Below are 24,307 nucleotides of genomic sequence, written 5' to 3'. Positions count from 1 at the left end.
CTAAAAACTTAGCCTGCTTCGCATTTCCTATGCTGTATTTGCAAAGTCTGTAGCACAAATGAGAAGCAAATCGCATAATTCCGCGCTATCTCCTTTTATGACACTAAGATGACATAATGAAAAAAACACTTCTGTCACTTCTGCTTTGTTTGAGTACTTCTGCTATGGCCGTTCAAGAACCCGTCAATATTACGATTCTGGGGACATCCGACCTGCACGGTACTTTTGTTCCCTGGGATTACGCCACCGACACCGCCAACATGGCAGGCAGCCTGAGCCAGATCGCAACGCAGGTGCATAAGGTTCGCGCACAGCAGCCTAACGTGATTCTGGTTGATGCGGGCGATACGATTCAGGGCAACTTTGTCGAAACCTTCAAAAATGATAAAACCAGCCCGATGATCCTCGGCTTTAACGCCCTGAATTATGACGTTTGGGTGCTGGGCAACCACGAGTTCGATTTCGGCCTGAACGTGCTTTCCACCTCGCTTGACCAGTTCAAAGGCACCGCGCTGGCGGGCAACATTTTTTGGGAGAGCGGTAAACCTTACTTACCCTCCTATAAAATTGTCGAACGACAGGGCGTGAAGATTGGCATCATCGGTATGGATACGCCGATGACCGCGGAATTCGCCAAAGGCACTGACCGCGTGAAAGGGCTGAACTTCACCGATCCCGTCGGGGCGGTAAAAACCGTTATCCAGCAAATTCACGATAAGGTCGACGCCATCGTGCTGGTCGCCCATATGGGCATCGATAACGAGAACCAGCGACCGGGCACTGGCGTGGGCGACATTGCTCGCGCAAACCCGGAGTTAGCGGCTATCGTTGCGGGCCATATGCACGTAAAAGTGGATAAAGAGGTGATAAATGGCGTGATCGTCACCGAACCAGACAAATACGGCCGCGCACTATCGCGCATCGATTTGCAGTTTGAACAACAGAACGGCAAATACGTGCTGATCAATAAGGACAGCTATACCTATTCGATTAAGGACGTGGATTCTGACCGCAAGATGGAAGATATCTACGAGCCTTATCACAATACCCTGCGCGCCAACGCCAACCGTCCGATTGCTCAGCTCCTCGGGCACGATCTGGTGCCGCAAGATGCCGTGAAAGGCATTCCTCGGGTACACGTACAGGACACGGGTATCAGCGCCCTGTTCCAGGAGGCCAGCCGCCATTACGCCCCCAAAGCGCAGGTGATCGCGCTGCAAATTGATAACGATCGGCCCAAGCTGAACGTCGGCACCATCTCCGCCAAGGATATTGCCTTTAACTATCAATACGCTGGCGGTGAGATCACGGTTTACCAGCTCACCGGAAAAGAACTGAAGAAATACATGGAATGGTCAGCGGGTTACTTCAATCAGCTACAGGACGGCGATGTGACTTACAGCTTTAATCCGCAGCGCCGCGCGTCCAAGTATTCCACCAACGATTTCTTCGACGGCGTGACGTACACCATCGACCTGACTAAACCCGCCGGGCAGCGCATTACCGACCTGAAAATGAATAACGGCACGCCAGTTACCGACGACATGCCGATTCGTCTGGGCATGAACAGCTACCGTATGGGCCACCTGACGCAGAAAGGCGGCGTGCTGGAAGGTAGGCAATTCCCGGTACTGTCAGACACCAAAGTGGAATATGGCGAAGAAGCGGGCACAATTCGTAACCTGACCATCCGCTATCTGACCGAGGTGAAAAAAGGCCAATACGAAGGCACTGTGCCGCAGCGCTGGAAGCTGGCTGGATTGCAGGGCTATGAACGCGAACGCCACATCGTCGAATCGCTGCTCAACAGCGGAAAAATCAGCGTACCGACCTCAGACGACGGTCGCTACAGCAACGTGCAATCCATCAACGTGAAAACGCTGCTGCTGCCGGATGCCGCGCAGAGAGAGAAACGCGTAGCGGAATTGACGCAACAGCGCGACAGCGCCACCGATGCGTTGACCAAACAACGGCTGAACGATCGGTTGACGATTATCGCGGCCATTAACTAACCGACGCTTCGCGGGAAGCCGGAATGGCTGACCGCGTGTGTCGAGCGGTGATAATGGAGAGATCGTAGAGATACTGCCTGCCGTTGGCTGGCAGTATTATCTCTCGCTGCGGGCTTTCCAACGTTCGCTCGTCAGGTAACCGTTCACCCCCACATCCAGGAAAGGGCGTGGCGGCAGGTAGTTCGCCTGCCCGAGCGATTGCATATCGCCAATCAGCGGGTTGTCTTCACCCAGTGCCAAATCCGCCAGAATATGCCCGGCAGCAGTTTGCTTCGACAGACCTGCCCCGTTACAGCCTGCGGACGCATACACATTGTCGCTTAGCTGTCCCCAAATTGGCGCCCCGTTGCGCGTGACGCTAATCAAACCTGACCAGGTATGCGCCATCTTCACATCGCTCAACTGCGGGAACATCCGGGCAAAAATAGCCGCGTGACGACGCGCGTGGCGTCCGGTTTCTACCGCGCTATTGACCAACTCTGGGGCAAATTTCACATGCTCCCGAATCAGGAAACGGTGGTCACGCGTATAGCGTAGCGTCGCGCTGGCGAGCGCATTGACCGGCGTCAGCCCCCAGTCCGGCATGTCGCCCATACGTGCTATCTGTTCCGCATTCAGCGGTTCCGTCAGCGTCGCGAATGTCGCCACGGCAAACACCCGGCCATTGAACAGCGGCAGGCCGCGCGCCGCGCCGTTAATCGCCATCATCAGCTTATCTGCCTGAATTTCGCCATACGGTGTTTCCACGCGAATGCGCGATCCGGTCTCGATATTCAACGCAGGTGAATGAGCGTAAACCGTCACGTTCTTCGGCAGGTTCGCCACCAGCCCGACCACCAGCGCCGCCGGGTTTAGCAGAATGCAATTGGGGGTATACACGGCGCGATGATAGAAAGACGTGCCGAGGCGACGAGCCAGTTCATCTTTTTCCACCACCTGATAGGATTCACCCAGATCGTCCAATTCACGGACATAGGTATCGATCAGGCCGTTAAACGTTGAACTGACCGCACAGTGATATTTCCCCGCCACGCTCCAGTCGCACGCGATAGCATGGCGATCCACCTTCTCTTTCAGATGCGCCACGCCAGACTGCAACAGGCGGCGATAAGCCGCCGCTTTTTCCAGCTCGGCCGTCGAGCTACCGATGTTGTGCGGCAAATCGATGACGAAACCGGAGTTACGCCCGGAGGCATTGTCGCCAATCTCGCCCGCATCCAGCAGGATAATGTGTTTATCCGGGCGCTGTTCAGCCAGACGCTGCGCAAAGGCAATCCCCGCATAGCCTGCGCCGATCACCAGCCAGTCCGCCGTTGTTTTTCCGCGCTGCTGCGGGTAATTCGGTTTATCGATAAGATCTGCCGACCAGCCATTACGATTCTGATCGAAAGGAAGATGTTTGATTTTCACAATGGTCTAAGCCTTGAAGAGAACGGGTTGTACCGGAAGGCAGGAACAGAAACCCGACGATACGCAATGCTGATTAAGATAAAGAAAGGCGGGAAGCGGTGTCCAGCAAGAAATGTCGCTAAAACTTATCCCCGTCATACTTCAAGTTTCATGTGCGTTGGCTGCGCTACTCAGCACACTGGCGTGTGCCTCGCCCCGTTGGGGCCGCTGCAAGCAGCGTTCAAACATGCCTATGGCAGGTTTGTCACTCACCCGAATCACTTACCTGAGTAAGCTCATCGGGATTCCTTCCCTTGCCGCGTTACGATGCTCATCGCTGAGCATCGCCCTGAAGGGCTAACGCTTCGCGTTGTTCAAAACGTTAACGTTTTGTCCTGAAACTCGAATTATTTAGGGTATAAATAAATAAGTGAGAAGGAAAAACGCCTGCAAATGCAGGCGCTCAGAAGGACTAAGACGTTATACGACGCCCTGCGCCAGCATCGCGTCGGCCACTTTTACAAAGCCCGCTACGTTGGCACCGCGCACGTAGTTAGTCTGGCTGTTTTCACCGCCGTACTGCACACACGCATTGTGAATATCCAGCATGATGTGGTGCAGACGCGCATCCACCTTCTCTGCTTTCCAGCCCAAACGTGCCGCGTTCTGCGCCATTTCCAGCCCGGAGGTCGCCACGCCGCCGGCGTTAGCCGCTTTGCCCGGCGCAAACAGCACGCCTGCATCCAGGAACGCATCGGTCGCAGGGATCGTGGTTGGCATGTTGGCACCTTCTGCCACGGCTTTCACTCCGTTAGCAATCAGCGTCTGCGCCGCTGGCAGATCCAGCTCATTCTGCGTAGCACACGGCAGCGCGATATCTACCGGCACTTCCCACGGCGTTTTGCCTGCGAGGTAAGTCAGTTTCGCTTCACGCGCATAATCTTCCACACGGCCATAGCGTTTATTTTTGATCTCTTCCAGCAGCGCCAGTTTCTCTGGGGTAAACCCGTTCTCATCCACCACCGTGCCGTTAGAATCTGATGCCGTGACCACACGCGCACCCAATTCCATCGCTTTTTCAATCGCATACTGCGCCACATTGCCGGAACCGGACACGGCAACACGCATGCCTTCAAAGCCCAGACCGTGGCGTTTCAGCATCGCTTCCGTGAAGTAGATCAGGCCGTAGCCCGTTGCTTCAGGGCGAATCAGACTGCCGCCGAACGACAGCCCTTTACCAGTGAAGACGCACGCGGTGTTGTTGGTCAGCTTCTTCATCATGCCGGTCATGAAACCGACTTCGCGGCCACCCACGCCGATGTCGCCCGCCGGAACGTCCGTATCCGCGCCCAGATGACGATACAGTTCCGTCATCAGCGCCTGACAGAAACGCATGATTTCACCCTGGCTTTTCCCTTTCGGGTTAAAGTCCGAACCGCCTTTACCACCGCCCATTGGCAGCGTCGTCAGTGCATTCTTGAACGTCTGCTCGAACCCGAGGAATTTCAGAATCGACAGGTTAACGGACGGGTGGAAACGCATGCCGCCTTTGTACGGCCCGATCGCGGAGCTGAACTGGACACGCCAGGCGCGGTTCACCTGTACCTGACCTTTGTCGTCCGTCCACGCGACGCGAAACTGAATCACACGTTCCGGCTCGACCAATCGCTCCAGCAGGCTGTAATCCGCATAGTGAGGGTTCTGCTCCAGAAAAGGCCACAGAGTGGAAAGCACTTCATTAACGGCCTGTAAAAATTCAGGCTGATGCGGATCGCGTTGTTGAACAGAATCAAGAAAACTCGCCAGAGATACGATTTGTGCCATGAACAGCTCCTGATTGAACGAATAAGCTCCCTTCTGCTTCTTTATTTTTAGACACGCAGAAGCTTGTGGGATCGGTGAAAATGATGTTGTGTCCTCTGGACTATAACACTGGCGATGGATATTTAAGCAAGCGTTTTCTTTTCAGATAAACGTTAGAATCCAATGAGATAGGAAGGGTTTTTCGGCAATTTAGGAAGGGAAATTTGTCATAAGTTTTTGTTATATAACAAAAGGCACAGCCTGGAAGCCGTGCCTTTCGTCACTGAAAAAAAATGCAAAAAAAGCTAATTTTTATTCGTCTTCATCATCACGCAGCGGCACGATGAGCATGTCGACATGCACGGTATTAATCAGTTGGCGCGCCGAAGACATCAATTTGCTCCAGAAGTCCTGATGGTGGCCGCACAGCACCAGATCGGCGTCGTATTTCTTAATCGCATCAACCAGCACTTGTCCTAAATCGCCGCTGCCGCTCAGCGTTTCACTGATGGGGTAGCCCGCATTCTGCGACAGTTCGGTCAGTGCATTCTGGGTTTCTTCGGAGATACGCTGTTGCATGTCACCCAGATTGACGTCGATAAGCCCCGTGTAGAGATCGGAGTAGTTCACATCGACGTGGATTAACGAGACTTTCGCATTGTACGGTCTTGCCATTGAAACGGCTTTTTCCACTAACACTTTGCTTTCTGGAGAAAGGTCAACAGCAATAAGGATGTGTTTGTAAGCCATAATAAGACTCCTTCCGTAAAGACTAATTAAGGGTTAGCAGCTATTTCTCCTGCCAATCTGATACTTAACAGCGGATTATAGGATAGCACTCATCCGCAGTATCGGACTGTTCAGTTGATCACAACCCGTTTTCAAACCTGTTAATTCTATTGATAAGTGTAGTAGAAACCGCTCCTTTTCACAGTTAAATCGCGCAGCTTCTCCTTTCAGAAAGGGCATTATCTCGCCGAAAATCGTCCTTCATGCCGATTGCGCCTGCCCCTCTGGCACAAAAGAACATTCTTCTTCTACACTACAAGTAGGGGGCGGTGCGCCTGTCCGCCGCCCTCTGGGATGAAACACGAGAACGGGGCTAGCCGTGATGCTGTTGGCTATCCACAATGACAATAAAATCGTGCGCAAGCGCGTGGCATAACTATTCGTTCATAGAAAAACATTCGTTCGTAGAAAAACATCGCAAACAAATGTCGTAGAGCGGCGTCGCGGATAATCGTAACGCTTGTCATCTGCCACAGATGGACAACGGGAATGTGTGGCCATCGTATCTGACGAATAGAACGACCGGGAGGGAAGCATGATTAGTACATTTGCGCTTTTCTGGGCTTTATGTATCGTCTGCATCATTAATATGGCGAGGTACTACTCTTCATTGCGCGTGTTACTGCTGGTTTTGCGTGACTGTGACCCGCTGCTTTACCAATACGTTGACGGAGGGGGATTCTTTACCTCGCACGGCCAGCCAAGCAAGCAAATCAGGCTGGTAGGCTATATCTACGCACAACGCTATCTTGATCATCACGACCCTGAATTTATTCGCCGCTGCGAGCGGGTGCGGGGACAGTTCCTGCTCACGACCGCCCTGTGCGGCCTTATCGTCATCAGTCTGGTTGCTATGACGATCTGGTATTAAACGTTGGGACTGACACCATCACGGGTATTACCCTAATCATCGGTATTAACACTATCATCGGTATTAACGCCATGAACGTTGATAAAAAGTAAAAAGGCGATTCCCCACAGAATCGCCTTTTTTATGACGCAAGCAACGTTGAAAAACGTTCCCTACGTTTTTTATGCGTGATGAATGACCGCGGTTAGATCAGCTTCAACGCCAGCCAGTACAGCGTACCGGACATCAGCATTGAGATTGGCAGCGTCAACACCCAGGCCAGCAGAATGCTTCTTATCGTTTTGCCCTGTACGCCACCACCGTCAGCAATCATCGTCCCGGCAACCGCCGAGGACAATACGTGCGTAGTGGAAACCGGCATACCGGTGTAGCTGGCAACGCCAATCGACAGAGCCGCCGTCACCTGCGCCGAAACGCCCTGTGCGTAGGTCATGCCTTTCTTACCAATCTTCTCACCGATGGTCACAGCCACGCGTTTCCAGCCCACCATCGTGCCCAGAGACAGCGCCAATGCGACAGCGACGATAATCCAGAGCGGCGCATACTCAACCGTCTGCAGCATGTCTTTACGCAGGTTGCTCAGGTAGCGTTTATCTTCGCCCGACGTTTCTGGCAGCTTGATTACCCGATCCATCGTGTCCGAGATACACATCAGCAAACGACGCACTCTGCTACGATCGTCAGGGTTCAACTGGTCGTAACTTTTCAGGTTATTCAGCAGGCCCTGTGTGCGCTCAATCGCAATCATCACGCGTGAACTGTCACAGTGGAACTCTTTCTGGCCGTTGCCGGGAATCGTGTTTTCCGGCGCAGGAATCACAGGCGGAGACAGATCGATAACGTGCGTCAACGCGTCGCCGTGCTGCTTGTAATATTCCTGCAAATTGACAACGGCATCGCGGGTACGACTGATGTCATAGCCAGAGGCGTTCATGTTAACAATGAACCCGGCTGGCGCGACGCCAATCAGCACCAGCATAATCAAGCCGATACCTTTCTGACCGTCGTTTGCCCCGTGAGAGAAGCTCACCCCAATCGCCGATAGAATCAGCGCGGTACGCGTCCAGAATGGCGGCTTACGTTTGCCATCCTGTTTCTCGCGATCGACAGGCGTCAGGTGCACACGTTTACGCTTTTTACTGTTGTTCCAGAACCGACGCAGCACCAGCAGCATCAGGCCCGCAACCACCATCCCCACAATCGGCGATAGCAACAGCGACAGGAAAATGCTGATCATTTTTGGCACGTTCAACGCATCCACGACGGAGGTATTCGTCAGCAGCGCGTTAGTCAAACCAATACCAATAATGGAGCCGATCAGCGTGTGAGAACTGGAGGCAGGAATACCGAAATACCAGGTACCCAGGTTCCAGATAATGGCGGCCAGCAGCATGGAAAACACCATTGCCAAGCCGTGCGCCGAACTCACGTTCAGCAGTAAATCCGTGGGGAGAAGGTGAACAATCGCGTAGGCTACGCTCAGGCCGCCCAGCAGTACACCGAAGAAATTAAAGACACCCGCCATAACAACGGCAAACTCTGCGCGCATGGCTCGGGTATAAATAACAGTGGCAACGGCATTCGCAGTATCGTGAAAACCGTTAATGGCTTCATACATTAATACAAACAACAAAGCCAATATCAACATCAGGCCGGTGTAGTAATCCAGTCCGGCAAATAAATGTAGCATAAACGTTAGGCCATTTAGTGGTCATGAACGCGGCGCATTATCGGCGACAAGCAGGGGTCGGGAAAAGCAAAATATGACATTTTTTTGACTTAATATGTGATGGGGATCGATGGGAAAATCACTTAATCAATAAAAATCAAATAATTATATATTTTTACTAAAATATGCAAATTGTTACGCTGGTATCGAACAAAAACCGACACTACAATTTGCCGCCCCGCGGCTTATGCCCGCGGCCATCCAAGAAGATCCACTCACTCATCGGAGAAATGCATTGTGGAACAGTTTGACGCTGTCATCATCGGTGCCGGTGCAGCAGGCATGTTTTGTGCAGCACAGGCGGGACAACGCGGACTGCGTGTGCTATTGCTCGATAACGGCAAGAAGGCTGGCCGGAAAATATTGATGTCCGGCGGCGGTCGCTGCAACTTTACCAATATGTATGCAGAACCCGCGGCGTATCTGTCTCACAATCCTCACTTTTGCAAATCGGCACTGGCGCGTTATACCCAATGGGATTTCATCAGCCTGGTCAACAGCCACCGCATCGCTTACCACGAGAAAACGCTCGGTCAGCTATTCTGCGATGATTCCGCACAGCAAATCGTGGACATGCTGGTAACAGAGTGTGAACGGGCTAACGTCACTCTCCGTCTGCGCAGTGAAGTCACCTCGGTAGAGAAATCAGACGATCTGTTCACCATCCAGCTAAACAACGGCACATCATTCCAGAGCGCATCGCTGGTCGTTGCCAGCGGCGGCCTGTCGATGCCAGGCCTGGGCGCGACACCGCTCGGTTACCAGCTCGCCGCACAGTTCGGCCTCAACGTGCTCCCCACTCGCGCCGCGCTGGTGCCCTTCACGCTGCACAAACCGCTGCTCGAACAGCTGCAAACGCTCTCCGGCGTCTCCGTGCCTACCGTCGTCACCGCGGAAAACGGCGTGACGTTCCGTGAAAACATTCTGTTTACGCACCGCGGGCTCTCTGGCCCGGCTATTTTGCAGATCTCCAGCTACTGGCAAGCGGGTGAATTCGTCACCATCAATCTGCTGCCCGACCGCGATCTCACCCAGCTCATTAATGACGAGCGCACCGCTCACCCAAACCAGAGTCTGAAAAACACGCTGGCACAGTGGCTGCCTAAACGACTGGTTGAATGTCTGCAAGCGTTAGGACAACTGCCGGACGTCACGCTGAAGCAGCTCAACAGCGCACAACAAACGCAGATGGAACAGAGCCTGCAACAGTGGCGCGTACAGCCAAACGGCACGGAAGGCTATCGCACGGCCGAGGTGACCATCGGCGGCGTTGACACCCGCGCGCTGTCCTCCAAAACGATGGAAGCCAGCGCGGTGCCGGGGCTGTATTTCATCGGTGAAGTGGTCGATGTGACCGGCTGGCTCGGCGGCTATAACTTCCAATGGGCGTGGAGTTCAGCCTGGGCATGCGCGCAGGCGCTGCCTTTCGTGGAAGGCTGATAGATATAGAATCTGCGTAAGGCGAGCAGGGTAAAACGGTTCAAGGCACCTGCGCGCCTCAGCGACGGCCATTCTTTCTTCTATGCTGATTTTCAGGTTTCCCGCCGCAAAGTTAGCATGATTCTCTGATTTTCTTGCCCAATCCGATGAGAAGCGAGGTATTCCGTAGTTTTCATACCGAGGACGGGGATACAGTAGAAGCCGGAGGATTGAGCCCAATATGACAGCGACACCCTTTATCCGCTCAAAAAGCGTTATCAATCAGGAAAACGAAGCACGGCTCGCCGATCTTATGTGCACCATTGATACCCGGACGCAGGGGAGCGGTGATTTTGCTACGCCGATTGACGGGCTGACGTTCTTCCGGCGTGAAGCGCCCACAGACCCCGTCATGTGTATGCTCGAGCCGAGCGTTGTCCTTGTTGCCCAGGGTGAAAAGAAAATCTGGATCGGCGGAGAGGCGTATCGCTATGACACATCCCACTTTTTACTCACCTCTCTGGATTTGCCAGCCAATTCTGAAGTCATGACAGCCAGCCGTCAGGCTCCCTGCCTCGGCCTGACGCTAAAACTTGATTTACGGATTGTGGCTGAACTGATCGCGCAAGGATGTTTACCACCGCATCGCGATCGCGGCGTCAGTTCAAGCGCAGGGATAGGAACCGCGACATCGGCCATACTGCGACCTTTTGGACGCCTGTTGGAGTTGCTGGAAGAACCAGAGGCCATTCCCGTGCTGGCTCCGTTGCTCCAACGCGAGATCCACTTTCGCTTGCTGATGAGCGATCAGGCAACCAGATTACGACACATTGCGTCGATTGACAGTCAGGGTCACCGGATTGCAAGGGCCATCGGATGGTTAAAGCTGCACTATGCTGCGTCACTGCGCGTAGAAGAACTGGCTGCCCGAGTGCAGATGAGCACGCCCACTTTTCATCAGCACTTCAGAAAACTGACCTCGATGAGCCCTCTGCAATATCAAAAGTGGATTCGCCTGAACGAAGCCAGACGCCTGATGCTGAATGAACATCTGGATGTTTCGAGCGCGGCATTCAGAGTGGGTTACGAAAGCCCTTCACAATTCAGCCGCGAATACCGTCGTTTATTTGGGGTTCCGGCCAAGAGAGATATTACCGCTCTGCGGAAGCAGACGCCCTCATCAGGTACGCAGTCATAACGTAGATTGGCTCGCAGTGTGAACAGCAGACCAATACCGGACTGATCCAGGCTGCAAACTTTATTCTCGGCGAATCGCTTTCAGCAAATAGGCACTATAATAAGGTCTATTCAGCGATCTCCTTTAATTCACGGAGAAAAGGACGTCTCTATATAGGCCTCTGCTGCCAGAAAGGAGATGTGGATGAGTCCCAGACGTAGCAAACATAACATCAATCTATTACAGCTACTGATTGCAGGCATGTTGCCGCTGCTGCTTGGATTGCTGTTCACTTTTGTTGAATCCAGATTAATGGTAAAGCGTGATTTGGAATCCACTGCGCAAATCGCGATGAATCATGCCGAGAATATTTCGACACAGGCATGGAATATGGTGGATCGCCTTCAGCGCTTTCATGGCCAGCCCTGCGACGTTATCGGAGATGAACTGCAACGTCTTGGTTCCGTCTTTTCTTACTTTCGTGCTATCGGCGTTATCCATAATACCAACGTCTATTGCTCTTCAACGTTTGGCAACACGGTGACGCCAATAAGCCGCGTCATTCAACAGCCGTTGCCAGAGAGCTATTCTGAACGCTGGAGCCTGTCGATTGCAGGCTCCGACAACGTGAAAGAACGCCCGGCGCTGATCTTCGTCCAGATGCCTCTTACGGGTTATGGCGCTTACGCCATGGTCGATGCGCAATATCTGATAGACCTCATGATTGCGATAAGCAAAATTCGCGGCTACCAGCTTATCCTGCAAATGGATAACGGCCACCCGATTCAAACTGGCCCGGCGATTACGCCCCGCACCGGCCTATTTTCTACCTCTACGCTTGAAATCAAATCGAGTCGCTTCCCGATTACCCTCAATGTCACCGCCCCCGCCTCTCAAGAAATAACCAACTGGAAGCAGGCATTCTTCACGTTTCTGCCACTGGCGATTATTCTCTCTCTGCTTTTCACTACGGCGATGTGGTACTGGCAAAAACGTAAATTATTATTCCGCGACGAAATCCGTAAGGGCATCGCTAACGGCGAGTTTTCCGTCTATTACCAGCCCATCTATGATGCAGAAGCGCGAACCTGCACCGGCGTTGAGACGTTACTGCGTTGGCGACGCAGCAATGGGAAGTGGATCAGACCCGATATATTTATCTCTGCCGCCGAAGCAGAAAGTATGATTATTCCCATCACCCGGCATTTATTTGATCTGGTCGCGTCAGATATTGCCAGCTGGCAGGTAAAACCGGGGTTTCATCTGGGGCTCAACGTTGCAGCCGAGCACTTGCATCATCCCAGTTTTGTCTCAGACGTACACCGCTTCGCCGAGAAAGTCGCCTCTCATTCATTAAGCATTACGCTGGAACTGACAGAACGTAACCTCATCAGCAACGGTCCTGAAATCATACAGCGCCTGCATCAGCTGCGTGAAGATGGCTTTATGATTGCCATTGATGACTTTGGCACCGGGCACTGCTCACTCTCTTATCTGCAAAACTTCCCGCTGGATTGCCTGAAAATAGATCAGGGATTCGTTAGCGCCATTTCATCACCGGATGAAGAAGCGCCTATTCTTGATGCGATTATTAATTTGAGCCACCGCATCAAGCTTCAATCCGTAGCAGAAGGCGTAGAAACCGAGCAGCAGCTCATGTATTTACAGCGACGCGGCGTCAAATATATTCAGGGGTTCCTTTACGCTAAGCCGATGGACAATGAATCGTTTCTCGTCTGGCTTCACTACAATGGCAATAAATCGATAGAAAGTTTTATGAATAAAAATGAAGAAGGGAAAAAAAGCGACTAACCGGCGGAAATTTATCCACCGGTCTTCTATGCCATATAGATCAGAAACGATAACCGACGCCAATATTAAAGGCATCTACACGAGTTTCATAAATCTTCGTGCCTTCGTAGCCAATATCAATCGCCCAGTTTGCTACTGGTGTAATTTGAATACCGGCGCCGTAAGCAAAGCTGGATTTGCTTTCACTACCCGATTCACGGACAGCATCGCCCTCTTCCCAGCTGGATTTACCGCGCCCAATACCCGCCAAACCATAAACGCTGACATAGTCGTTAAAGCGGTAGGATGGGCCAGCCATGAGTGAATAATATTTCAGCTTATAAACATCACTGCTTGAATTCTGATAATACTCTGTTTGCTCCGCACTCACATAAGTGAAAGAACCAATAATGCCAAGAGCGGAATCACCCTGATAATGGTATTTGGCCGTAATCCCTTTTGGATCTTTGAAGTCATCGACTTTCGCCTGAGCATAACCCAAAGATACCGTTTGTGTTGCCTGAGCAACAGACATTCCCATGGCACAAGCAATCAGAGTGGAAAGCAGCAGTGTTGTTTTTTTCATGATCTAAACATCTTCCATGTTTGAATAAAAAGACGGTTTCAACAAAGCGAATATATAAATATCGCGAATGTTGGCCGCACATAAACTTACATTTAAATACGGTGAGGTAAAGTCAGTCTTATTTTTAAACAATGGGAGTGATTTTTATTTTAGTCATTAAAAAACAAAAGGATAAATAGCATAAAGGATAATGAGCACCCAATTTCCTGTCCGGTTTTTGGGAACATTCTGAACTAAAAGCAAGGAAAATATGGCAATGCGCGACGCCAGAAAAGGTCGAGATAAAACCCTATTTTTATAAAGGACTAATTTGACAAAGGACGATTTTTATAAGCGAACAGTGTTATAAACGAGTAGTGTGAATAGACGATGTTACAAGAGGAGAAGAACGAGGAACGATTGATTTACTGAGGAAGAAAATTGGTCGGCGAGAGAGGATTCGAACCTCCGACCCACTGGTCCCAAACCAGTTGCGCTACCAAGCTGCGCTACTCGCCGAATGCGGGCGCATCTTACTGCTACCCTATTGGAGCGTCAATACCTTTTTAGCAAAAGGATTTCGGCTGCCGCTAAAGTGTCCATCTCTTGCATTGGCAGCCTGAAACCAACATCCTTGTCCGTGATTCATGTCAATTATACCCGTCATACTTCAAGTTGCATGTGCGTTGGCGACGTTCACTCACCCGAATCACTTACCTGAGTAAGCTCATCGGGATTCCTTCCCTTGCCGCCTTCCTGAAACTCGAATTATTTGGGTATAGCAGGTTTCTGACACCAGTTATTTTTAGGGTTAATACCGCCATCAGGCGACGAGTATCCCAGGCATCCGAGAATCGTATCAAACAGCTCTTCATGGCGATGTGTTTTACCAACGCGCTGCTGAGCTTTTAGCTGTTCAAACGCATGCAGATTATCAGTGTCAGCCAAAAATTTATCCGAGGTCCATACCATCATCGGTGAACGGAACTGCTCAGGCGGCGCCATCTCACGCGGTGTACCATGCAAATGATAGTTCTCATCAATCGATTCACCGTGGTCGGAAGCATAAAACACGATCGCTTTCTTATCCCGAACCTGATCGATCACGCTATCAATAAAGCTATCGGTATAGAGCACGCTATTATCGAAAGCATTAATCAACTGCTCACGCGTACAGGAGGCATCAACGCCCATACACTCAGGCTGATAGCGCGCGTAGCTGCGAGGATAGCGCATGGAATACAGGTAGTGAGAACCCTTGGTATGCAGCACAATCAGGTGCTTGCCTTTGGGATAGCGTGCCAGCGACTCCTTGACCTCATCAACCAGCAACATGTCCTGCACCGATTTACCGTCATTGTGCTTCTCTGACGCAATCATTTCGCGGAAAGAGTAGTTGTTCGCCTCAATGCTATTGTAGAACCACACCTCACTTTGCATGGCAAACAGCTCGGAGGTAAAGCCCAGTTCTTTCAGTACGGCAAAGATATTCTGCTCTTTCAGCGTTCGCTGCGGGTTGTCTTCCGTACCGCCTTCTCGCACAAACATACAGCGCATAGAAAGCTTGGTTGAGGTATCACATGACTGGCCACGGAATGCGACCAGATTTTTTTCTTTCGATAACTTTGGCGTCGTATCCCGCTCGTAGCCTAGCAGCCCCATATGATCCCAACGGGTTGTTTCACCGATAATGAAAACGACGTAGGTATCATCAATGCCTTTCGGCGGGACATAGGTAAAATGCTGAGCCGGATCGAAAAGATTGGAAGAGTCCTGACTCTCGTCATACTTGGTGTAGGCAAATAACCCTAACGCAGATAACCAGTTAGAGGGCAGATACGAGTGAGCCACTACGCCGCCATAGCTGGGCAAATCCACATTAGATTCCCGTTCAGACACCGACTGAATGTTGTCCATATAGCGAAGCGGCATCCAAACCAGCGCAACGACGGCAACAAGAACCAGAAGAGGAATTAAACGCTTTCCCGGCGATTTAAGCTGTTCGAACAGCGTATGGCGCAGTGAGTTCTTCCAGATCAAAAACAGCGGTAGCGCACTCACCGCCAGCATCCACAGGAAAAAACGAAAACCAATAACTTCTTTAGAAAGATCAATATCTGTGGTCATGACCGCAGCAATGATGCCATAGCCGATCACGACATTAAAAAACGTCATGTAATAACTGGCGGCAACGGAAATCAGCACCAGGAGAGAGGCAATAATTCGATAAAAACGACGTCCCCCGAGTGAAATAATTCTCATCAGGAAAAAGGTAAATAAGATACTCGCAGTCAATTCGACAAGAGCGGGAATAAACGTTGGAACCTGGTTACCAGCAGAGAGTGAAAAATAATCAAACCGTCGATAATACACTGAGATATTGAGAAAAAGACCAATATAGATTGCCAGGACAAACGATAATTTGGGTTGCGAAAAAGATGCTACAAACTTCATTATGACAAGTGCTCCAACAAACCTTTCTTATTATCTGAAGCTATACGACAACATCCCTATGCCTGAGTTCAACAGAAATAATCAGACTCTCAGGCATTTTATATCGCAAAACAGCAAATAGGTTTAGACCGTTTAATTCGTAAATTTTACTTATGATTACGTAGAGAAAACAGAAAAAACGCCCCTTTTATGTGAATGAGTCCACGAAAAAATAAAAAGTGCAATTTCGACCTATCCTGAAAAATCATCACCGCTTATCTATTTATGCCTTCACGATCTAATCGGGCAATTAATTCCACCACGATGGGATGCTTCAGGAACGCCATAATCTCTTCTGCACGCCGTTCTCCAATACCAGAGAACTGTCGCCACTGTTGCGCCGTCCATTGCTGTAACGCTAGCCAATCCACATGATCTAATGCGCTAATTGCAGAACGGGGAACAGGAATACCCAGCGCAAGTAGCCAACGGGATAGCGGCATCTGCCGTGCCGACTGCAAGCTCTTATAGATATCTCGCGCCCGCTTATCGCCCATGCCATTGATCGCATTAAGCTGTGCCTCAGTCAGAAACAGCCATGACAGCACATCTTCCAGTAAATCATGCTGCATCAGGCGCAGCCACATCCCGTCGCGCACCCCCGCAAGATTTAACCCCTGCTCTCCACTCAACCAGACTAAGCGCGCCAGAAATTGCTGCTGGCAAACCACACTATACCGAAAACAGCTAAAAGCATGGAAATCATGTTCATTGGGGGAAACGATGGCAGGCCGTTCAGTCCCCCGCCATACCACATTATCCAGACGTGGTATCCCCTGCCCCGCCAGGCTGACGCTCACCCGATCGCCAGGCAACACGTCCCATTGTTTCCAACGAGACAGCGAACCGACATTCACCCGGCTGACCGATTTGTCATCCAGTTGCAGAGGATTAAGTTTTAACACCACAGCGATCTTACCCGTCCGCCCGACAGAAAATGCGACATCAGTGACTTCCGCAACCTGATGAACAGGCGGATATTTCCATGCGATCGCCCAGTCGGCCGCAGTATTACGCCAATATCGCCCCTGCGGCTCTTTAGTCTGGCGTATAACCACGCCATCCGTCACGAAGGGCAGCGGGTTGTGATACCAGTGATGACGCCATTTTTCCGCGTCGGCGAATGACCCAATAGCATGGGTATAGTCCGCCGTCATGGCAAACCCCATTTCTTTCAATTTCTCCAGACGTTCGGGCATCGTTTTTGGGCCATCCGGCCATTCCCAGACAAACAGGCCAATCTGCGACAGCACGGGAGAGGGTTGATGACGACGCATTTCACCCGCCACCACCGAACGGGCATTCACTCCACCCTGAATACGCTGCCGATGATCGGTCATCTTCAGGAAAAACTCTCCCTGTAATACCAGTGAGGGAGGTGCATCAGTCAATAAATGAGGAATTCCCGGAATCAGACGAACTTTTTCCGTCCAGTCTTCGCCTTGCAGGCCGTTACCCCGGCTAACCGCAGATACAAACTTGCCGTGCTGATAGACCAGCGTAACGGCCACACCATCAACTTTTGGCTGAACCCATACATCCTCTCGCTGGGCGATCCATTGCACCAACTGCCCGCGATCGGACAATTTTTTCAATCCCGTATGGGCAACAGGATGGGGTTGCTTACCGCTATCAGGTAATCGTGCAGGAATGGCGTTTTGGCGCTGAAAACAGCCGACCCACTGATTTAACTGGTCCCGTAGCTGATCATAAACATCATCTTCTATCGGGCTTTTCCCTTCGGTGTAATACACGTCATCCCACCGTTCTAACTGATGACGTAGTGCATCAATTTCTTTGCTGGAACGCATGTTATCCCAATCGGGGCAGACCTGGGCCGCTGCCGCAAAACCGCAGATGTCCCCAACAACGATGATGATCAAAAATGCGCCGGCCCTGAGCCACATAATCCCTCCTGCCATCCATTAGCGAATGGCCGCAGTACATAGCAATGGAGGGGAAAATACGAGGCATAAAAAAGAGAAATGCCAAACACGCCGCAAGATGATTTATCGTTTGCAACGCCGGTAAAAAAGACAGGAACACGCATCGCAATCTCAAAAAGACACGTTGGCAAAAGATTTACCTGATGGCATAACGAAAAACAGTCGGCGGAGAATTTACGCAACGCGACTGATGACATATTGGCGTGTATAATGCGGGGATATGCGCATCTTCCTGTCGCATATCTACATTCACCATCGTAACCATGAATAAAACTTCATTATGGCTCAAGGCACGTTATATATCGTTTCTGCTCCCAGTGGAGCCGGGAAATCCAGCCTGATTCAGGCGTTATTAAAAACTCAGCCGCTTTACGACACTCAGGTATCGATTTCGCATACCACTCGAGCTAAACGACCGGGAGAAAACCACGGCGAACACTATTTCTTCGTCGAAGTCGATGAATTTAAGCGTATGATTCAGGATAACGAGTTTCTGGAGCACGCTGAAGTCTTCGGTAATTACTACGGTACATCCCGACCGGCAATTGAGCAGGTATTAGCGACTGGCGTTGATGTTTTTCTGGATATCGACTGGCAAGGAGCCAAGCAAATCCGCGCCCAGATGCCGTACGCGCGCAGTATTTTCATTCTGCCGCCGTCAAAAGAAGAGTTGGCTCGCCGCCTACGCGGCCGTGGACAAGACAGCGATGAAGTCATTGCCCGTCGTATGTCTCAGGCAGTGGCTGAAATGACGCACTACGGCGAGTATGATTACCTGATTGTGAATGATGATTTCGATCTGGCGTTACTCGATCTGAAAACCATTATTCGCGCCGAACGTCTGCGTTTAAGCAGACAACAGGTTCGGCATGATGCATTAATCACCAAACTATTGGCAGACTGACGCCTCTTTCAGTATGATGCGCAGTCATTTTATTTCCTGTGGAGTAGCACATTATGGCACGCGTAACTGTTCAAGACGCTGTAGAGAAAATTGGTAACCGTTTTGACCTGGTGTTGGTCGCTGCTCGTCGCGCCCGTCAAATCCAGACTGGCGGCAAAGATCCGCTGGTTCCTGAAGAAAACGATAAGTACACCGTGATCGCACTGCGTGAGATCGAAGAAGGTCTGATCAACAACCAGATTCTGGATGTTCGTGACCGTCAGGAACAGCAAGAGCAGGAAGCCGCAGAGATTCAGGCGGTTACCGCGATTGCTGAAGGCCGTCGTTAATCACACCACGAGTCGCCCTTGTACATTTTTGAAAGCCTTAATCTGCTGATTCAACGTTATCTGCCAGAAGATCAGATCAAACGTTTACAGCAGGCTTACTTAGTTGCACGTGATGCTCACGAGGGGCAGACTCGCTCCAGCGGTGAACCCTATATCACACACCCTGTTGCCGTCGCCTGTATTCTGGCGGAGATGCGTCTCGATTACGAAACGCTGATGGCAGCACTGCTGCATGATGTCATAGAGGACACCCCCGCCACCTATCAAGACATGGAACAGCTTTTCGGTAAAAGCGTTGCTGAACTGGTGGAAGGCGTCTCCAAGCTGGACAAACTGAAGTTCCGCGATAAGAAAGAAGCGCAGGCTGAAAACTTTCGCAAAATGATCATGGCGATGGTGCAAGATATTCGCGTCATCCTGATCAAACTCGCAGACCGTACCCATAACATGCGCACGCTGGGCTCATTGCGCCCGGACAAGCGCCGCCGCATTGCCCGCGAAACGCTGGAAATATACAGCCCGCTGGCACATCGGCTGGGTATCCATCACCTCAAAACCGAGCTGGAAGAACTGGGTTTTGAGGCGCTGTATCCGAACCGCTATCGCGTCATTAAAGAGGTCGTCAAGGCTGCACGCGGTAACCGCAAGGAAATGATTCAGAAAATCCTGTCGGAAATCGAAGGACGTTTGACGGAAGCTGGGATTGCCTGCCGCGTCAGCGGTCGCGAAAAACACCTGTATTCCATCTACTGCAAAATGCACCTGAAAGAGCAGCGTTTTCATTCCATCATGGATATTTACGCGTTTCGGGTCATCGTGAAAGAGTTGGACACCTGCTATCGCGTGCTCGGTCAGGTTCACAGCCTGTATAAGCCACGCCCAGGTCGGGTAAAAGACTATATCGCCATTCCTAAAGCCAACGGCTATCAGTCGCTGCACACGTCTCTGATTGGCCCGCACGGCGTGCCGGTCGAAGTACAAATTCGCACCGACGACATGGATCAAATGGCGGAAATGGGTGTTGCTGCACACTGGGCCTATAAAGAAGGCGAGAGCAGCACAACGGCACAGGTCCGCGCTCAACGCTGGATGCAAAGCCTGCTGGAACTCCAGCAAAGTGCCGGTAGCTCATTTGAATTTATCGAAAGCGTGAAGTCCGATCTCTTCCCTGATGAGATGTACGTCTTCACGCCGGAAGGCCGTATTGTGGAACTCCCCGCAGGTGCGACACCCGTCGATTTCGCCTATGCGGTACACACCGATATCGGCCATGCCTGCGTCGGCGCGCGCGTCGATCGTCAGCCTTACCCGCTGTCACAGTCGCTCACCAGCGGCCAAACCGTTGAAATCATTACCGCGCCAGGTGCCAGGCCGAATGCCGCATGGCTTAACTTTGTAGTGAGCTCCAGAGCGCGTTCCAAAATCCGCCAGATGCTGAAAAATCTCAAGCGTGATGATTCCGTGAGCCTTGGCCGCCGTTTACTGAACCACGCGTTGGGCAACGGTCGTAAACTCTCCGACATTCCTGAGAAATCTATTCAGCTTGAGCTTGATCGCATGAAGCTCGCTACGCTGGACGATCTGATGGCGGAAATTGGTATGGGTAATGCCATGAGCGTCGTCGTGGCGAAAAATCTGCTGAACGAACAATCTGAACTGGGAACCACCGGGCTGCGCAAGTTGCCGATCAAAGGTGCAGATGGCGTCATGATCTCATTTGCCAAATGCTGCCGCCCTATTCCCGGCGACCCGATCATCGCCCACGTCAGCCCCGGTAAAGGGTTGGTTATTCACCATGAATCCTGTCGCAACATTCGCGGCTATCAGAAAGAACCTGAAAAATTCATGGCGGTAGAGTGGGATAAGGTAACGGAACAAGAGTTCATCGCTGAAATCAAAGTCGATATGTTCAACCATCAGGGCGCGCTGGCGAACCTGACGGCAGCGATCAACGCCGCGAATTCCAATATTCAGAGCATCAATACGGAAGAGAGAGACGGCCGCGTATACAGCGCCTTTATTCGTCTCACCACACTCGATCGCGTTCATCTGGCCAATATTATGCGTAAAATTCGCGTGATGCCGGATGTCATCAAAGTTAACCGTAACCGAAATTAATCGTCATGACCCCTCAACGTTATGCACGCATAAAAGAGATGCTCAACTGCCGTCAGCCCGATCTGACAATTTGCATGGAGCAGGTGCATAAGCCCCATAACATTTCTGCCGTTATCCGTACCGCGGATGCCGTCGGCGTGCACCAGGTCCATGCGATTTGGCCCACCAGCCGGATGAAAACGCTGGTTTCCTCGGCTGCGGGCAGTAATAGCTGGGTGCAGGTGAAAACCCATCGCAATATCGGTGATGCGGTTGGTCACCTGAAAGCCGAAGGCATGCAGGTTCTGGCGACCAATTTGTCTGAGCACGCGGTCGATTTTCGGGAAATTGATTACACCCGCCCGACCTGCATTCTGCTCGGACAAGAAAAAACCGGTATTACTGCCGAAGCACTCAAACTGGCCGATCGGGATATCATCATTCCGATGACCGGTATGGTGCAATCGCTGAATGTCTCCGTAGCCTCGGCGTTGATCCTGTATGAAGCGCAGCGCCAGCGCCAGATAGCAGGCATGTATCAGCGCGAAGACAGCCCGCTGGATGAAGAAGAGCAGCAGCGGCTGCTGTTTGAAGGGGGCTATCCAGTACTGGCACGCGTCGCAAAACGTAAAGGACTCTCCCGTCCTTATATCGACCATCAGGGTCAGATTGTAGCGGATACCCCGTGGTGGGCCGCGATGCAATCGTCGGAGTGCTGATGAAAGGCCGCCTGCTGAACACCCAACCGCTGAGTACACTTACCGGCGTGGGTGCAAGCCAGGCAGCGAAACTCGCGCGACTCGGGCTGGAAACCGTGCAGGACCTCCTGCTGCACTTACCTTTACGCTACGAAGACCGCACACATCTTTATCCCATTGGCGACCTCCTTCCCGGTATGTATGCCACCGTGGAAGGTGAAATCCTACGTAACGACATCACCTTTGGCAGCCGTCGTATGTTGACCTGCCAAATCAGCGACGGCAGCGGTATGCTGACCATGCGCTTCTTCAATTTCAATGCCGCAATGAAAAACAGTCTCGCGCCGGGACAGCGTGTTACCGCTTATGGTGAAATCAAGCGCGGTAAAATCGGTGCGGAGATCATCCATCCTGAATATCGTGTTCAGGGGGATAATACGCAGGTTGAACTACAGGAATCACTCACGCCGGTTTATCCCTCCACGGAAGGTATTCGTCAGGCGACGCTACGCAAGCTTACCGATCAGGCGCTGGCATTGCTCGATGCCAATCACATTGATGAGTTGCTACCTGAATCCCTGAGCCGTTCGCTCATTAGTCTGCCGGATGCGCTGCGCACGCTACATCGTCCCCCGCCGGATATGCAGCTCAGCGAGCTGGAACACGGGAAACACCCAGCGCAGCAGCGGCTGATTATGGAAGAACTGCTGGCGCACAACCTGAGTATGCTCGCCGTGCGGGCTGGGGAGCAGCGACATAAAGCCTCGTCGCTACTGGAGAAAGACAGCCTGAAGCAGCAGTTACTCGCCGCCCTGCCTTTCACTCCCACACAGGCGCAAAAGCGTGTCGTCGCTGAAATTGAAACGGATATGGCGAAAGACTTCCCAATGATGCGTCTGGTGCAGGGCGATGTCGGTTCAGGGAAAACGCTGGTCGCCGCGCTGGCAGCATTACGAGCCATTGCCAACGGCAAACAGGTCGCATTAATGGCACCAACAGAGCTATTGGCCGAACAGCACGCCCATAATTTCCGTCAGTGGTTTGAACCGCTGGGGCTCGAAGTGGGCTGGCTGGCTGGCAAACAAAAAGGAAAAGCGCGTCAGGCGCAGCAGGATGCCATCGCCAGCGGTCAGGTTTCCATGGTGGTCGGGACGCACGCCATTTTTCAGCAGCAGGTGAAATTCAACGGGCTGGCGTTAGTCATTATTGATGAACAGCACCGCTTTGGCGTGCATCAACGCCTTGCGCTGTGGGAGAAAGGCGAAGAACAGGGCTTCCATCCCCATCAATTGATTATGACCGCCACACCAATTCCCCGCACGCTGGCGATGACGGCCTATGCCGATCTGGATACGTCCGTCATTGATGAGCTACCTCCAGGCAGAACCCCCGTCACCACGGTCGCCATACCGGATTCACGCCGCAGCGACATCATCGAGCGTGTGAATAGCGCCTGTCAGCAGGAAGGGCGGCAGGCCTATTGGGTGTGCACGTTGATTGAAGAATCCGACCTTCTGGAAGCGCAGGCAGCAGAAGCCACCAGTGAAGAGCTAAAAGCTGCTCTGCCGAATCTCAAGGTTGGATTAGTTCACGGTCGCATGAAAGCGCAGGAAAAGCAGGCGTTGATGCAGGCTTTCAAACAGGGCGAGCTGCAACTGCTGGTGGCAACCACCGTCATCGAAGTGGGTGTAGATGTACCGAATGCCAGCCTGATGATCATCGAGAACCCAGAGCGTCTGGGTCTGGCACAGCTGCACCAATTACGCGGTCGCGTCGGACGCGGCGCAGTGGCGTCTCACTGCGTACTACTCTACAAAACGCCAATGAGCAAAACCGCCCAGAAACGGCTTCAGGTTCTACGCGATAGTAACGATGGTTTTGTTATCGCTCAGCGCGATCTGGAAATTCGCGGACCAGGCGAATTATTAGGGACGCGACAAACCGGCAATGCCGAGTTCAAAGTAGCCGACCTCCTGCGCGATCAGGACCTGATTCCACAGGTGCAGCGCGTTGCACGCCACCTGCATGAGCACTATCCCGAGCATGCCATTGCGCTCATTGAACGCTGGCTGCCAGAGCGCGCACGCTACACTAACGCCTAATCACAGCCACACATTCTTCCTTTTTCTAAAAACCTCGCCGCCAACCTGCATGCAGCGGAAAGTATGACATTGCATATCCCCTTAAATAATAAGGTCTTGCCCATTCAGACAAAATTCATATCGAAGAGATGAGCTAGCAAACGTTTGCTTTCGACAAAGAGATCATTAAAATGCGCTCTTTGTCGTTTCAGGA

The 24,307-nt window shown here is 51.8% G+C and carries 17 protein-coding genes and 1 tRNA gene; 10 read left to right on the top strand and 8 right to left on the bottom strand.

What is annotated here, in order from left to right; translation table 11 throughout:
- Positions 1-116: 116 nt before the first annotated feature.
- Complete coding sequence (locus R9X49_RS19920; protein WP_319850027.1) at positions 117-2,012, top strand: bifunctional metallophosphatase/5'-nucleotidase; 1,896 nt, start codon at positions 117-119, stop codon at positions 2,010-2,012.
- A gap of 96 nt (positions 2,013-2,108) precedes the next feature.
- Here R9X49_RS19920 and R9X49_RS19915 read toward each other — a convergent pair whose 3' ends face one another.
- From R9X49_RS19915 to uspA, 3 genes are all read right to left on the bottom strand, one after another.
- Positions 2,109-3,422, bottom strand: coding sequence for an NAD(P)/FAD-dependent oxidoreductase (locus R9X49_RS19915; RefSeq protein WP_205592073.1), 1,314 nt, complete (start codon positions 3,420-3,422; stop codon positions 2,109-2,111).
- A gap of 459 nt (positions 3,423-3,881) precedes the next feature.
- Positions 3,882-5,225, bottom strand: a complete 1,344-nt coding sequence (gene gdhA, locus R9X49_RS19910) for an NADP-specific glutamate dehydrogenase (protein ID WP_203470588.1) — start codon at positions 5,223-5,225, stop codon at positions 3,882-3,884.
- 291 nt (positions 5,226-5,516) lie between these two features.
- Positions 5,517-5,954 carry a universal stress protein UspA gene (gene uspA, locus R9X49_RS19905; RefSeq protein WP_015842285.1) on the bottom strand — a complete coding sequence of 146 codons (438 nt, stop codon included), beginning with the start codon at positions 5,952-5,954 and terminating at the stop codon, positions 5,517-5,519.
- Between the two features lie 574 nt (positions 5,955-6,528).
- Between uspA and uspB the strand changes: the two genes are divergently transcribed.
- Positions 6,529-6,864, top strand: coding sequence for a universal stress protein UspB (gene uspB, locus R9X49_RS19900; protein WP_319850026.1), 336 nt, complete (start codon positions 6,529-6,531; stop codon positions 6,862-6,864).
- Positions 6,865-7,048: 184 nt separating this feature from the next.
- Here uspB and pitA read toward each other — a convergent pair whose 3' ends face one another.
- Positions 7,049-8,554 (bottom strand): inorganic phosphate transporter PitA, encoded by a 1,506-nt coding sequence (pitA, locus tag R9X49_RS19895; protein ID WP_319850025.1) that lies wholly within the window; start codon positions 8,552-8,554, stop codon positions 7,049-7,051.
- 276 nt (positions 8,555-8,830) lie between these two features.
- Between pitA and R9X49_RS19890 the strand changes: the two genes are divergently transcribed.
- The 3 genes from R9X49_RS19890 (at position 8,831) to R9X49_RS19880 (ending at position 13,001) form a co-directional block, all read left to right on the top strand.
- Positions 8,831-10,033 carry an NAD(P)/FAD-dependent oxidoreductase gene (locus R9X49_RS19890; protein ID WP_319850024.1) on the top strand — a complete coding sequence of 401 codons (1,203 nt, stop codon included), beginning with the start codon at positions 8,831-8,833 and terminating at the stop codon, positions 10,031-10,033.
- A gap of 220 nt (positions 10,034-10,253) precedes the next feature.
- On the top strand, positions 10,254-11,210 hold the full coding sequence (locus R9X49_RS19885) for an AraC family transcriptional regulator N-terminal domain-containing protein (protein WP_413775900.1): 957 nt from the start codon (positions 10,254-10,256) through the stop codon (positions 11,208-11,210).
- A 183-nt stretch (positions 11,211-11,393) separates the two neighbouring features.
- Positions 11,394-13,001: an EAL domain-containing protein gene (locus R9X49_RS19880; RefSeq protein ID WP_319850023.1), complete on the top strand. Its 1,608-nt coding sequence runs from the start codon at positions 11,394-11,396 to the stop codon at positions 12,999-13,001.
- Between the two features lie 40 nt (positions 13,002-13,041).
- Here the strand turns inward: R9X49_RS19880 and R9X49_RS19875 are convergent, their stop codons facing one another.
- From R9X49_RS19875 to ligB, 4 genes are all read right to left on the bottom strand, one after another.
- Positions 13,042-13,566, bottom strand: a complete 525-nt coding sequence (locus R9X49_RS19875; protein ID WP_319850021.1) for an Ail/Lom family outer membrane beta-barrel protein — start codon at positions 13,564-13,566, stop codon at positions 13,042-13,044.
- A gap of 421 nt (positions 13,567-13,987) precedes the next feature.
- Positions 13,988-14,064 (bottom strand) — tRNA-Pro (locus tag R9X49_RS19870).
- A gap of 249 nt (positions 14,065-14,313) precedes the next feature.
- On the bottom strand, positions 14,314-15,999 hold the full coding sequence (eptB, locus tag R9X49_RS19865) for a kdo(2)-lipid A phosphoethanolamine 7''-transferase (RefSeq protein ID WP_319850020.1): 1,686 nt from the start codon (positions 15,997-15,999) through the stop codon (positions 14,314-14,316).
- A 254-nt stretch (positions 16,000-16,253) separates the two neighbouring features.
- Complete coding sequence (gene ligB / locus R9X49_RS19860; RefSeq protein ID WP_319850019.1) at positions 16,254-17,945, bottom strand: NAD-dependent DNA ligase LigB; 1,692 nt, start codon at positions 17,943-17,945, stop codon at positions 16,254-16,256.
- Between the two features lie 319 nt (positions 17,946-18,264).
- On the opposite strand from ligB, the gene gmk reads away from it, so the two are divergent.
- The 5 genes from gmk to recG are packed head-to-tail and all read left to right on the top strand — an operon-like array spanning position 18,265 to position 24,114.
- Entirely contained in the window at positions 18,265-18,888 is a 624-nt protein-coding gene (gene gmk, locus R9X49_RS19855) for a guanylate kinase (protein ID WP_263058375.1), read from the top strand.
- A 53-nt stretch (positions 18,889-18,941) separates the two neighbouring features.
- Entirely contained in the window at positions 18,942-19,217 is a 276-nt protein-coding gene (rpoZ, locus tag R9X49_RS19850; protein WP_005968230.1) for a DNA-directed RNA polymerase subunit omega, read from the top strand.
- An 18-nt stretch (positions 19,218-19,235) separates the two neighbouring features.
- Complete coding sequence (gene spoT / locus R9X49_RS19845) at positions 19,236-21,335, top strand: bifunctional GTP diphosphokinase/guanosine-3',5'-bis pyrophosphate 3'-pyrophosphohydrolase (protein WP_015842293.1); 2,100 nt, start codon at positions 19,236-19,238, stop codon at positions 21,333-21,335.
- 5 nt (positions 21,336-21,340) lie between these two features.
- The gene (gene trmH, locus R9X49_RS19840; protein WP_319850017.1) at positions 21,341-22,033 is read left to right on the top strand and encodes a tRNA (guanosine(18)-2'-O)-methyltransferase TrmH; all 693 of its coding nucleotides are present in this window, start codon (positions 21,341-21,343) and stop codon (positions 22,031-22,033) included.
- Positions 22,033-24,114: an ATP-dependent DNA helicase RecG gene (gene recG / locus R9X49_RS19835; RefSeq protein ID WP_319850191.1), complete on the top strand. Its 2,082-nt coding sequence runs from the start codon at positions 22,033-22,035 to the stop codon at positions 24,112-24,114. Before trmH ends, recG begins: the two co-directional genes overlap by 1 nt.
- Positions 24,115-24,307 lie beyond the last annotated feature (193 nt).

The sequence above is a fragment of the Pectobacterium carotovorum genome (assembly GCF_033898505.1).
In the GTDB taxonomy this organism is placed as follows: Bacteria; Pseudomonadota; Gammaproteobacteria; order Enterobacterales; family Enterobacteriaceae; genus Pectobacterium; species Pectobacterium carotovorum_J.
This window is presented reverse-complemented; position numbering and strand designations above follow the sequence as displayed.